Here is a 12,180-nt window from a genome sequence, read left to right as displayed (position 1 = left end):
GCCGATGTTCCGCGCCACGCTCTGGCTGACGCTGGCGACCATCGCCGGGCTGGCGCTCGGCTTCGGCCGCGAGTGGCTGTTGGTCGATGCCTGGGGGGCGGGCGCGCGCACCGATGCGTTCCTGGTCGGCATGTTCCTGCCCGAGGCGATCCGCATGACGCTGGCCGCCGGGTTGTTGTCCTCGGCGGCGCTGCCGCTGTACCAGCAACTGGCCGGCGAACGGCGCGTGGGTTGGTTGTCCGCGCAGGTATCGAGCCTGGTGCTGCTGGGCCTTGCGCTGGCGGTGCTGTTGGCGATTGCCGCACCGTTGTGGGTGCGGCTGATCGGCCCGGGCCTGTCCGCTTCCGCGCAGCACGATGCCTCGGCCAGCCTGACGATCCTGGCGGCCAGCGTGCCGTTGCTGCTGCTGCATGCCCTGGCCGCGGCCGTGGCCCAGGCGCAGGAGCGCTTCCTGGTCGCCGGCCTGGGCTCGTTCCTCTACAACCTGCCTGCGGTGGTGCTGTTGCTGCTGCAGCGTGGCAGCACCGACGAACACCGCCTGGCCTGGGCCTTCGTCCTCGGCGCGGTGCTGATGCTGGCCTCGATGCTGCCGCTGCTGTGGCGCAGCGGTTGGCGCCCCTGGCGTTGGCAGTGGCAGGCGCAGGACATCGCGCTGCTGTACCGCCGTCTGGCGCCATTGCTGGCCAGCGCCGGCGCCAGCCAGGGACTGGTGCTGCTGGAACGCATCTGCGCGTCCTTTCTCGGCGAAGGGGCGATCACGCTGGTCAACCTGGCACGCAAGCTGGTCAACCTGCCGCTGGTCGCACTGATGAGCCTGAACCAGGTGGTGCTGGCGCGCATGACCCGGCTGGCCGATGACCCGCAAGCGCGCCGCGCGGCCCTGCAGGTCGGCATGCTGGCCACCGCCGCATTGACCGTGCCGGCGGCGGCCGGCCTGATCGGCGCCGCGCCCGCGCTGGTGCAACTGCTGTTGCCGGCGGGGATGGCGCAGGGGCCGCTGCCGATGCTGCTGGCGTGGTTCGCCTGCGTGATCGTGTTCGGCGCGTGGAACGCGCTGCTCGCGCGCTATGCCTATGCCGCGGGCGACACCCTGTTGCCGATGCGCTGCGAGCTGCTTGGCAGCGCGGTCAACGCACTGGCATTGCTGCTGGTGCCCATGGTTACCGGCATGGCCGGCATCGCCTGGGCGGCACTGGCCGGCATTCTCGTCACCGCCGTGCTGTTCCTGCATCGGTACCGCTTGCTGGGCCAGCAATGGGTCCTGCGCTTGCCTGCGGTGGCCAGCATCGCGTTGCTGGTATCGGCGCTGCTGCTGTACCCGTTGCCGGGACCATGGCTGCAACTGGGCGCAGCGTCGGTGCATGCGGCGCTGTGGCTGCTGGTGCTGGGCGCATGGAGCGTGCGACAGGCGCGCCGCGCGGCCTGAGCGACGATGCGGCGGCGTGCCGCCGAGCCCATCACGGGTAATCAATGACCACGACGTAATCGCCCTGCAGGCGTGCCTGTTGCGCGCCGCGCAGGGGATAGCGTGCGGAGATGCCCCGCTGCTCCGTACCCGGATCATCGCCGGACAGTGCGGCAAGGCCTGCGACGGGGCCGCCCATGCGTGCGTTCCCCTCTTCGCCGCCACCTAGCGGTTTCACCGAGATCACTGCACCACCCGCCGAGGCCGGGCAATCGGACAGGCGCAGTTCCTGCGCCGTGGCGGACAGCTGCATCGTGCAGCTGGGGTCGGCGATGACCCCGTTGAAGCGCATCGTGCCGGTATTGGCCTGCACCGTTGCAGAGATGGAAACCAGCGCCACGCACAGCAGGAGAGGTGTTTTCATGACGTGTCCTCCGCAGGGGAGTGACCAGTTGGCTCCTTCGCCAACTGTTCGGTAAGGGGCAACATCGGGATCTGGACGGCCCGTCACTGGCAAAGGGTGATGTGCATCAAACAGCTGTATTTCAGCTGTTTGAACGGATGCAGCGGTGTAAGAAAACAGACATCCGGCGCGGTATTGCAGCATGCTGTCTGCCGGACACTGGCAACGCTTCCATGAAAGAGGGCAAGCGCGATGCCGTGTCAACAACGGACATTCGTGCCGTGGATTGGTGCCCGCAGGCGGGCGTGGCTAATCTCCCGCCGCCGTGATCGCACAGGAAGCGTTCGCGTGCAGGTGAGACGCAAGGCGAGGGCAAAGGCCCGCGAAATCCTTTGCTTCCTCCTCCCCCTTCCACTGTCTCCCGTCAGGGATGGAATCTCGAGAATGAACACGATCCGCTTGTTTGCAATCGCGGTGCTGGCCGCGGCGACGTCCGCTGCCAACGCCGCCGACGGCACCATCACCTTCAATGGCCTGGTCACCGACAAGACCTGCGACATCACCACGCCACAGGGCAAGGACTTCACCGTCACCCTGCCGACCGTGGCCAAGTCCTCGCTGCCCGCCGCCGGCTCCACCGCAGGCCGCACGCCCTTCACGATCAGCCTGAGCCAGTGCAGCGCCGGCGACGTGGCGACCTACTTCGAGCCGGGCGCGAGCGTGGACTTCGGTTCGGGGCGCCTGCTCAACCAGGCCGCGACCAACGCGGCGGGCAATGTGCAGATCCAGCTGTTGGGGTCCAACAACCAGTTCCTGCCGGTGCTGGCCGCGGGCAGTGGCAGTGCGCAGGCCAACTCGCAGTGGGTGACCGTCGCCGCCGACGGCTCGGCCAACCTCAACTACTACGCCGAGTACTACGCCACCGCGGCAGCCAGTGCCGGCGAGGTCACCGGCAGCGTCAAGTACACGATCATCTACAACTGACGATCGCGTGCATCGATACCGGCCGGCCACGTGGCCGGTCGTTGGTTTCCCCTTCTTCCGGTCGTTGGGCAATGAACGTGATCCGTCGTCGGGCATCACTGCTGCTGGTGTCGTCCCTGCTGCTCTGTCCCGCCGCGCAGGCCGGCGTCGTGGTCAATGGCACGCGCGTGATCTACCCGGCGCAGGCGCGCGAGGTCACCGTGCAGGTGAACAACGTCGGCGATACACCGTCGCTGGTGCAGGCATGGATCGATGCGGGCGATGTCGACCAGACGCCGGAGGACAGTGATGCCCCGTTCGTGCTGACACCGCCGATCAGCCGGGTGGAGCCGGGCAGCAGCCAGGCCTTGCGGGTGATCTACTCCGGACGCGCGCTGCCCGCCGATCGTGAAACGGTGTTCTGGCTCAACGTGCTGGATGTCCCGCCCGTTCCTGAGGAGGCCGGCGGTGCCGGGCAGAACTACCTGCAGGTCGCGTTCCGTTCACGCCTGAAGCTGTTCTTCCGTCCGCAGGGGCTGAAGGGCCACGCCAACGATGCAGCGCAGTCGCTGCAGTGGGCCCTGGGCGGTGACCGCCTGCGCGTGCACAACCCCACGCCGTACCACGTGACATTGGCCGAGGTGCATGCGCGGGCCGCTGGCCAGGACACCGCGATCCAGGCGCAGGGCAGGATGATCGCGCCGGACCAGCAGTTGGAGTTCATCGTGCCGGCGGCCACCGAGGAGGTACGGTTCCGCACCATCAACGACTACGGCGGTCGCATCGAGCGAAGCGTTCGCCTGGATGCGGGGCGCTGAAGAGATGCATCGCCGTCCGCCCGCGCGTCCCGTGCAGGGGCGCAGACCGACGGCGTCTGGAGAGGTCCGCGTGAAGGGAAGCAGGATGATCGCATCCATGCCTGGCGTAGCCCGCCATGCACCATCGCGCCGCGCGATCGGCGGCAGGGCCTGCCGATGGCTGGCTACGGCGGTGGCACTGTCCGCTGCGGCGCGGGCGTGGGCCGAGCCGGTCAACCTCGGCGAGCGCGCCTTGCTGGCGCAGAGTGCGGCCGGTGCCGTCCCGTTGGCACCGCCGGCCAACGCCCAGTTCAACTCGAACTTCCTGTCCGGGCAGGCGCGTCGCATCGACCTGTCCGCCTTCAGCAACGGCAACCCGATGGCTGCCGGCATCTATCGCGTGGACCTCTATGTGAACGGGGCGTGGCAGGGGCGGCGCGACGTGGCGTTCAAGGCCGACGCCAATGGCCAGGTGGATGCCTGCTTCAGCCCGTTGCAACTGGCGGAACTGGGCGTGGACAGCACGGTGCTCGGCGCGGGCACCGCCGAGGCCGTGCCGCTGGACGACGCCTGCATGCCGGTGCGCCAGCGCATCGCCGACGCATTCGGCCGCTTCGACGGCGCGGACCTGCGCTATGACCTGAGCATCCCGCAGGCCGTCCTGCGGCGCGAAGCGCGCGGCTACGTCAGTCCCGCGCAGTGGGATCGTGGCATCAATGCCGGTTTCATCGGCTACAGCTTCAACGGCGTGGACAGCGACAACCGGACCCCGGGTGGGCGACGCAGCCGCAGCGCCTACCTGGGACTCAACGCCGGGGTGAACCTGGCCGGATGGCAGTTCCGGCATGACGCCAACCTCACCTGGAACGAAGGTGACGGCCGCCATTGGCAGGGCATCGCGAGCTACGCCCAGCGCGGCATCGCCAGCGTGCGCGGCCTGCTGACGATCGGGCAGTCCTATACCAACGGCGAACTGTTCGATGCGATCGGCTACAGCGGCATCAGCCTGGTCAGCGACGACCGCATGCTGCCCGATTCACTGCGTGGCTACGCACCGGTGGTGCGGGGCATCGCCGAAACCAATGCACGTGTGGAGATCCGCCAGAACCAGCAGTTGATCCATTCGGCCACGGTGTCGCCGGGCAGCTTCGTCATCGATGACCTCTACCCCACCGGCTATGGTGGCGACCTCGAGGTGACCGTGCTTGAAGCCGACGGCCGGCGGCGCGTGTTCAAGGTGCCGTTTGGTTCGGTGCCGCAGATGTTGCGGGCGGGCATTTCGCGCTATGCGATCACCGCGGGCAAGGTGCGCAACGATCAGCTGGATGATGCCCCCTGGTTGCTGCAGGCCACCTACCAGCGCGGGATGGGCAACCGCCTGACGCTGTACGGCGGTGGCAACGCCAGCGAGGGCTATGCCTCGGTGCTGTATGGGCTGGGCCTTTCCACCGCGGTGGGCGCCTTCGCGGCCGATGTCACTCATGCGCGCACCGAGCTGGCGGGCCTGCGCCGGCGGCAGGGCGCCAGTGTCCGGCTGAGTTACAGCCATCTCATCGGCGACACCGGAACCAACCTGACCGTGGCGGCGTATCGCTATTCCACCCGTGGCTTCTACAGCCTGCTCGATGCGATGCAGGTGCGCGATGCGGTACGTCGCGGCGACGGGTTTGCGCTGGGCCGCCAGCGCAGCCAGGTCCAGCTGACGCTGAACCAGCCACTGGGACAGCGATGGGGCGCGTTGTACGTCACCGGCTCGCTGCGCGACTTCTATGACCGCGCAGGCACCGGCAAGCAGTTCCAGGTGGGCTACAACCATGCCTGGCGCGCACTCAACTATGGGTTCTCCGCGGTGCGCACCGAAGACGGCGTTGGCGGACGCCCGGACACCGAATACCTGCTGTCGGTGAGCGTGCCGCTGGGCCGTGGCACGCAGCCGCTGTCGCTGAATGTGGACGTGGGCGCGCGCGGCACGCAGGGGTATGACAACAGCCGCATCGGCATCACCGGCGCGACCGGCGAGGCGAACGCGCTCAGCTATGGGCTGGCCCTGTCCGATGCACATGATGGTGACAGCACTTTGGTCGGCAATGCCGAGTATCGCAGCCGCTACACCGCGCTGAGCGGCTCGTACAGCTATTCCAGCGCGTTCCGCCAGGCAGCGTTCGGCGCCAATGGCAGCCTGGTCGTGCATCCGGGCGGGGCGACCTTCACGCCGGACCGCGGCGACACCATGGTGCTGGTGGAAGCACGCGATGCGCGCGATGCGCGCGTGGGCAATGCCCCCGGATTGCGCATCGATGGCGATGGATACGCGGTGGTGCCATATGTCTCGCCGTATCGACTCAATACGGTCACGCTGGATCCGCAGGGCATGTCGCTGGACGTGGAGCTGCAGGGCAGCAGCCAGACGGTGGCGCCGTATGCCGGTGCCATCAGCCATCTGCACTTCGCCACCCGCAAGGGGCGTGCGTTGTTGATGCGGGTACGCGACGGCCATGGCCAGGCCATGCCGTTCGGTGCGCAGGTGGTCGATGCGGCCGGGCAGCCGGTGGGCATGGTCAGCCAGGGCGGGCGCATCTACCTGCGCAGCGAACACGACGCCGGCCGGCTGCAGGTGCGCTGGGGCGCGAACGACGACCAGCACTGCGGCGTGGACTATCAGGTGCCGGCTGAAGCTTCGGCCGGGCAGGCAGGCGTTGTATCCATGGAGGCGATATGTCGATGATTCTTCCGGGTGCGGTTGGTCGTGGTATCTGCGGGGTGGCCGTGCTGCTGGCTGGCCTGCAGGCCGGGCCCGCGTTGGCCAGGTGCAGCATCACCAAATCCGGGTTCGTCGCGCAGGACGTGCAGATGGACATGGGGCAGGTGACCATCCTGCCCAGCACGCCGGTCGGGGGCGTGATCAAGACCTTGAACGCGACCATCAACCCGGTCAGCAGAGTGGCCAGCTGCAATTCGGGAGGTTATGCCGAAGGCAAGTATGTCAACGCCCAGCAGGCCATCACCACGGGTATCGCCAACACCTACAGGACACTGGTGGACGGGGTGGGAATCCGGGTGTATCGCGACTCCGGCAGCGTACAGGCGTACTACCCGCACACCTTGTCGTTCAACACCGGAAGTTCCACCCTGGACCTGGCCGGTGGCACCTTCCGGGTCGAACTGATCAAGACGGCGGCCCAGACAGGCTCTGGATCGATTGCCGCCGCCGGCCGGTTCACGACGTACTACATGGACGGCGATGGCGCGGCCAAGCCCGTGCTCACCTCCACCTTCAAAGGCACCGGCACCACCGTGGTCAGTCCCACCTGCGAGGTACTGGCCGGTAGCCGCAACCTGGTGGTGGACTTCGGCGCGGTGCCGGCCAGCACCTTCACCGGGGTGGGCTCACGGGCGGTCAATCGTGATTTCGACATCCGTCTCAATTGCCAGGGCAGCAACCTGGCCGCTTACCAGAGCGCGATCGGCATCCGCCTGGATGCCACCCAGGACAGCTCCAACCGTGCCGGTGTGCTGCGCCTGACCCAGGGCGGCAACACCGCCACGCGGATCGGCATCGAGCTGGTGCAGCGTGATGGCGCGGCCGAACGCGCGCTGGCATTCGGCACCACGGTGCCGCTGGGAACGACCGTGGTTGGCAGCAGTGCCTTCAACCTGCCGCTGCGTGCGCGCTACATCCAGACCCAGGCGGGCGCGGTGGGGCCGGGCACGGCCAACGGGGCGGCCACCTTCACCATCACCTACGATTGAGCCCGGCCGGGCAGGGCGATGGCGGCCTGGCCGAGGCCCGTTCTAGAATGCCGCCTTGCCAACAAGGGGGCGGTGCATGGGGATGCACGTCGACGCAAGCTGTATCAATTGTGGCCGCGCGGTCGGCGGTGCCGACCAGAAGTTCTGCCCGGGCTGTGGCCAGCCCACGCCGGTGCATCGCATCGACTGGCATTTCCTCGGCCACGAGCTGGAGCACAGCGTGCTGCACATGGACCGCGGCATCCTGTACTCGCTCAAGCAGTTGATGCTGCAGCCGGGCAAGCTGCTGCGCGACTACATCGAAGGCCGCCGCGGCAACCAGGTCAAACCGGTGCTGCTGATCACCATGACGGCGGCCGCGGTGCTGTTGTTGAACCGCCTGCTCAACGGCGCAGGCGTGATGGACAGTGCCGCCATGGATGCACTGGGGGCGGGGCCGGGGGTACCGCCTGAGCTGGCGAAGCTGGCAGCGTCGTTCCGCAGCGTGAACGCGTGGATCGAATCGCATTTCGCGGCGTTCACGCTGATGTTGCTGCCGCTGGAAGCCTTGATCTTCCGCGTGGTGTTCAGCCGTTTCGGCAAACTGAACTATCCCGAATGGCTGGTGATCACCACCCTGCTCACGGTGCAGACCTTCGTGGTCTGGTCGCTGCTGGTGCTGGTGCATCGCTGGCTGCCGCAGACGCAGGTCCTGGCGGCGCTGTTGGGCTCGGCTTACAGCGTCGTTTCGCTGGTGCAGTTCTTCGAGGGCCGGCCGATCTGGTCGACCCTGTGGCGTGCGCTGCTGGCGCTGGGCATTTTCTCCGTGCTCAGCACGATGGCCACGGTTGTTGCCGTGATTGTGGTGCTGCTGGTCCACTGAACGCGGGTGTCCGGCCGCGCTGGCCGGGTTACTCCAGCGCGTAGCGCAGCACGAACAGCCCGGCCACCAGCCACACCGCCGGGCGCACTTCGCGCCAGCGCCCGGTGCCGGCCTTCAACGCGGCATAGGCAATGAAGCCGAACGCCAGGCCGTTGGCGATGGAGTAGGTGAACGGCATCGCCAGCGCGCACAGCGCGGCCGGCACCGATTCGGTCAGGTCGTCCCACTTCACCTCGACCAGTTCGCGCAGCATCAGGCCGGCCACGAACAGCAGTGCCGGGGCGGTGGCGTAGGACGGCACCATCTCGGCCAGCGGCGAGAACAGCAGCGCGGCCAGGAACAGCGCGGCGACCACCAGCGCGGTCAGGCCGGTGCGACCGCCCACCTGCACGCCGGAGGCGCTTTCGGCAAAGGCGGTGGTGGAGCTGGTGCCCAGCAGCGAGCCGGCGACGATCGCGGTGCTGTCGGCCAGCAGTGCACGGCCGAAGCGCTTGTTGCCATCGCCCAGCTTGAGCAGGCCGGCACGGCCGACCACGCCGTACAGCGTGCCGGTGGCGTCGAACACTTCCACCAGCACGAACACCAGCACCACCTGCAGCAACACCGCCAGCGGCGCGCCGCCGTCGTGGTGGAGCAGGCCGGGGAGGTCCAGCTGCAGGAAGGTGGGCGCCAGGCTCGGCGGCAGCGACACGATGCCCTGGTACTGCACGCTGCCGATCGCCCAGGCCACGCCGGTCACGGCGAGGATGCCGATCAGGATTGCGCCGCGGACCTTGCGCGCTTCCAGCACCGCGATCAGCAGGAAGCCGCCCAGCGCCAGCAGGGGCGGGGCGGTGTTGAGTGGGCCCAGGGTGAGCATGGTGTCGCTGTTGGCGACGATCACCTCGGATTTCTGCAGCGCGATGATGGCCAGGAACAGGCCGATGCCGGCCACGATGGCCGAGCGCAGCGACGCCGGGATGCCGGCCACCAGCCAGGCGCGCACGCCGGTCAGGGTCAGCACCCAGAACACCACGCCGGAGATGAACACCGCCGCCAGCGCCTGCTGCCAGGGCAGGCCGGCCGCGCCCACCACGGTGAAGGCGAAGAAGGCGTTCAGGCCCATGCCCGGGGCCATGCCGACCGGGAAATTGGCGGCCAGCGCCATCACCACCGAACCCACGGCCGCGGCCAGGCAGGTCGCCACGAACACCGCGCCCGGGTCCATGCCGGTGGTGCCCAGGATCTCGGGATTGACGAAGACGATGTAGGACATCGTCAGGAAGGTGGTCAGCCCGGCCAGCAGTTCGGTGCGGACGCTGGTGCCGTGCTGTTGGAGTTTGAAGAGACGGTCGAGCAGGGACATGGGGAATTCCGACGTGCAGGAGATGCGGGCCGTCCCTTCTCCCGCATGCGGGAGAAGGTGCCCCGAGGGGGCGGATGAGGGGGAGCTTCACCCGATCCTCAGATCTTCAAGCCTTTTGACTGACGCAAGCGATGCTGGCTTCTCCGCGCAGAGCTTGCCCTCACCCCAACCCCTCTCCCGTACACGGGAGAGGGGCTCAAACGGCGGCCACGCAATCTGGTGGCACCGCTAAAAGCAGACGGCCGCACTGGGCGGCCGTCTGTCGGGTATTACTTCAGCGCCTTGAAGCGCAGGCGCTTGGGACCGGCATCGTCGCCCAGGCGACGCTTCTTGTCCTCTTCGTACTCGCGGTAGTTGCCCTGGAAGAACTCCACGTGCGAGTCGCCTTCGAAGGCGATGATGTGCGTGGCGATGCGGTCCAGGAACCAGCGGTCATGCGAGATGACGAACGTGTTGCCCGGGAACTCCAGCAGCGCGTCTTCCAGCGCACGCAGGGTTTCGATGTCCAGGTCGTTGGACGGTTCATCGAGCAGCAGCACGTTGCCACCCTGCAGCAGGGTCTTGGCCATGTGCAGGCGGCCACGCTCACCACCGGACAGCGAGCCGACCAGCTTCTGCTGGTCCTGGCCCTTGAAGTTGAAGCGGCCGATGTAGGCGCGCGACTGGATCTCCACGCCGTTGATGTTGAGGATGTCCAGGCCGCCAGCGATTTCCTGGAACACGTTGTGGTTGCCGGTCAGCGCGTCGCGGCTCTGGTCCACGTACGACAGCTTGACGGTCGGACCGACCACGATCTCGCCCGAATCCGGCTTTTCCTGGCCGGTGATCATCTTGAACAGGGTCGACTTACCGGCACCGTTCGGGCCGATGATGCCGACGATGGCACCCGGCGGGATGATCATCGACAGGTTGTCGATCAGCAGGCGCTCGCCGAACTTCTTGGAGACGTTCTTGAACTCCATCACCGAGTTGCCCAGGCGCTCGCCCGGCGGGATGAAGATTTCGTTGGTCTCGTTGCGCTTCTGGTAGTCAACGCTCTGCAGCTCTTCCAGGCGGGCCAGGCGGGCCTTGCCCTTGGTGCGGCCACCCTTGGCGTTCTGGCGCGACCACTCCAGTTCCTTCTGGATCGCCTTCTGGCGGGCCTTCTCCTGGTTGTCTTCCTGCTTCAGGCGCTCGTCCTTCTGCATCAGCCATTCGGTGTAGTTGCCCTTCCACGGAATGCCGCGGCCGCGGTCCAGTTCCAGGATCCACTCGGCGGCGTTGTCCAGGAAGTAGCGATCATGGGTGACGGCCACCACGGTGCCGGTGTAGCGCGCCAGGAACTGCTCCAGCCATTCCACCGACTCGGCGTCCAGGTGGTTGGTCGGTTCGTCGAGCAGCAGCATGTCCGGCTTCTGCAGCAGCAGGCGGCACAGCGCCACGCGGCGCTTCTCGCCGCCGGACAGGTTGCCGATCACCGCGTCCCACGGCGGCAGGCGCAGGGCGTCGGCGGCCACGTCCAGCTGGTTCTCCAGAGTGTGGGCATCGCCGGCGGCCAGGATGGCTTCCAGCCGTTCCTGTTCCTTTGCCAAGGCATCGAAGTCGGCACCTTCCTCGGCGTAGGCGTCATAGATCTTGTCCAGCGCGGCCTGGGCCTGCAGCACTTCGCCCACGCCTTCCTCGACCGCTTCACGCACGGTCTGGGCCGGGTCCAGGCGCGGTTCCTGCTCCAGGTAGCCGACCTTGATGCCGGCCTGCGGGCGGGCCTCGCCCTCGAAATCGGTGTCCACGCCGGCCATGATCTTCAGGACGGTGGACTTGCCGGCGCCATTCAGGCCCAACAGGCCGATCTTGGCGCCCGGGAAGAACGACAGCGAGATGTCCTTGATGATCTGCCGCTTGGGCGGGACCACCTTGCTGACGCGGTTCATGGTGTAGATGTATTGCGAGGACATGAAGTCTCCGTAGCGCACGCCCGCGCCCGGTCCGGCATGGACAGGGCCCAGGGCAAAAGGGAATGGGCGATTATAGCCGGAAGCCGGCCGGGGCCGGCCGGCCGGCGAGGGCTTGCTGATTTGTGAATAGGAAAGATCCGTAACCGTTTCCAGCCGGAATCCGTTCAGATGACGTGAGCATGATGGAAACCGTCCACCCAACCTGTGAGGGCCACCCATGAAGATGAACCGTCTAGTTGTCGCCGCGATGACTACCCTGCTGGCCTTCGGTGCCACTGCACCGGCCTTCGCGGCAGGCGACCGTGACCACGACCGCGGGCGCCATGGGTGGGATGACCGGGGCCGGGGCCATGACCGCGGTCGCGGCCATGACCGTCATGAATGGCGCGATGACCGCCGCCGCTACAACGCTGGCTACCGCGAGGGCTATCGCGACGCCCGCTACAACGACCGTCGCTACTACGACCCGCCGCGTCGGGTGGTCTACCAGCCCTACGGCTTCCAGCGTGGCTATCGCTACAACAACTACTACGGTGGCCCGGTCTACGTGGTCAACGACTATGACCGCTACCACGTGCGTCGCCCCCCGCACGGCCACCGCTGGATCCGCGATGACCGCGGCAACCTGCTGATGGTGGCCATCGCCACCGGCATCATCGCCGACATCGTGTTCAACCATTGAGTTGATCCACGCAGGCATGAATGACAGAAGGCGCATCCA

11 protein-coding genes are annotated in these 12,180 nt (G+C 67.3%); 8 read left to right on the top strand and 3 right to left on the bottom strand.

Going from position 1 to position 12,180, the window contains the following annotated elements:
- Positions 1 to 4: 4 nt before the first annotated feature.
- Complete coding sequence (locus AC06FE_RS17640) at positions 5 to 1,426, top strand: lipid II flippase MurJ (protein WP_478073768.1); 1,422 nt, start codon at positions 5 to 7, stop codon at positions 1,424 to 1,426.
- A 31-nt stretch (positions 1,427 to 1,457) separates the two neighbouring features.
- On the opposite strand, the gene AC06FE_RS17635 is transcribed toward AC06FE_RS17640, so the two are convergent.
- Positions 1,458 to 1,829 (bottom strand): type 1 fimbrial protein, encoded by a 372-nt coding sequence (locus tag AC06FE_RS17635; RefSeq protein ID WP_192286709.1) that lies wholly within the window; start codon positions 1,827 to 1,829, stop codon positions 1,458 to 1,460.
- Between the two features lie 20 nt (positions 1,830 to 1,849).
- Between AC06FE_RS17635 and AC06FE_RS17630 the strand changes: the two genes are divergently transcribed.
- The 6 genes from AC06FE_RS17630 (at position 1,850) to AC06FE_RS17605 (ending at position 8,180) form a co-directional block, all read left to right on the top strand.
- Entirely contained in the window at positions 1,850 to 2,137 is a 288-nt protein-coding gene (locus tag AC06FE_RS17630; protein ID WP_446541938.1) for a hypothetical protein, read from the top strand.
- A 115-nt stretch (positions 2,138 to 2,252) separates the two neighbouring features.
- Positions 2,253 to 2,792 carry a fimbrial protein gene (locus AC06FE_RS17625; protein ID WP_446541937.1) on the top strand — a complete coding sequence of 180 codons (540 nt, stop codon included), beginning with the start codon at positions 2,253 to 2,255 and terminating at the stop codon, positions 2,790 to 2,792.
- A gap of 71 nt (positions 2,793 to 2,863) precedes the next feature.
- Positions 2,864 to 3,589, top strand: coding sequence for a fimbrial biogenesis chaperone (locus tag AC06FE_RS17620; protein ID WP_478073767.1), 726 nt, complete (start codon positions 2,864 to 2,866; stop codon positions 3,587 to 3,589).
- A gap of 97 nt (positions 3,590 to 3,686) precedes the next feature.
- A complete protein-coding gene (locus AC06FE_RS17615) occupies positions 3,687 to 6,293 on the top strand; it encodes a fimbria/pilus outer membrane usher protein (protein WP_478073766.1) in 2,607 nt (868 codons plus the stop codon).
- Entirely contained in the window at positions 6,290 to 7,318 is a 1,029-nt protein-coding gene (locus AC06FE_RS17610) for a fimbrial protein (protein WP_478073789.1), read from the top strand. Before AC06FE_RS17615 ends, AC06FE_RS17610 begins: the two co-directional genes overlap by 4 nt.
- 76 nt (positions 7,319 to 7,394) lie before the next feature.
- Positions 7,395 to 8,180, top strand: a complete 786-nt coding sequence (locus AC06FE_RS17605) for a DUF3667 domain-containing protein (protein ID WP_478073765.1) — start codon at positions 7,395 to 7,397, stop codon at positions 8,178 to 8,180.
- Between the two features lie 28 nt (positions 8,181 to 8,208).
- Here the strand turns inward: AC06FE_RS17605 and AC06FE_RS17600 are convergent, their stop codons facing one another.
- Complete coding sequence (locus tag AC06FE_RS17600; RefSeq protein ID WP_478073764.1) at positions 8,209 to 9,525, bottom strand: NCS2 family permease; 1,317 nt, start codon at positions 9,523 to 9,525, stop codon at positions 8,209 to 8,211.
- Positions 9,526 to 9,794: 269 nt separating this feature from the next.
- Positions 9,795 to 11,459 carry an energy-dependent translational throttle protein EttA gene (ettA, locus tag AC06FE_RS17595; RefSeq protein ID WP_192286702.1) on the bottom strand — a complete coding sequence of 555 codons (1,665 nt, stop codon included), beginning with the start codon at positions 11,457 to 11,459 and terminating at the stop codon, positions 9,795 to 9,797.
- Positions 11,460 to 11,676: 217 nt separating this feature from the next.
- Here ettA and AC06FE_RS17590 point away from each other — a divergent pair, with 217 nt between their 5' ends.
- Positions 11,677 to 12,141 carry an RcnB family protein gene (locus AC06FE_RS17590; RefSeq protein ID WP_446541931.1) on the top strand — a complete coding sequence of 155 codons (465 nt, stop codon included), beginning with the start codon at positions 11,677 to 11,679 and terminating at the stop codon, positions 12,139 to 12,141.
- Positions 12,142 to 12,180 lie beyond the last annotated feature (39 nt).

Source organism: Stenotrophomonas sp. Steno-C18 (genome assembly GCF_056393195.1).
This window is presented reverse-complemented; position numbering and strand designations above follow the sequence as displayed.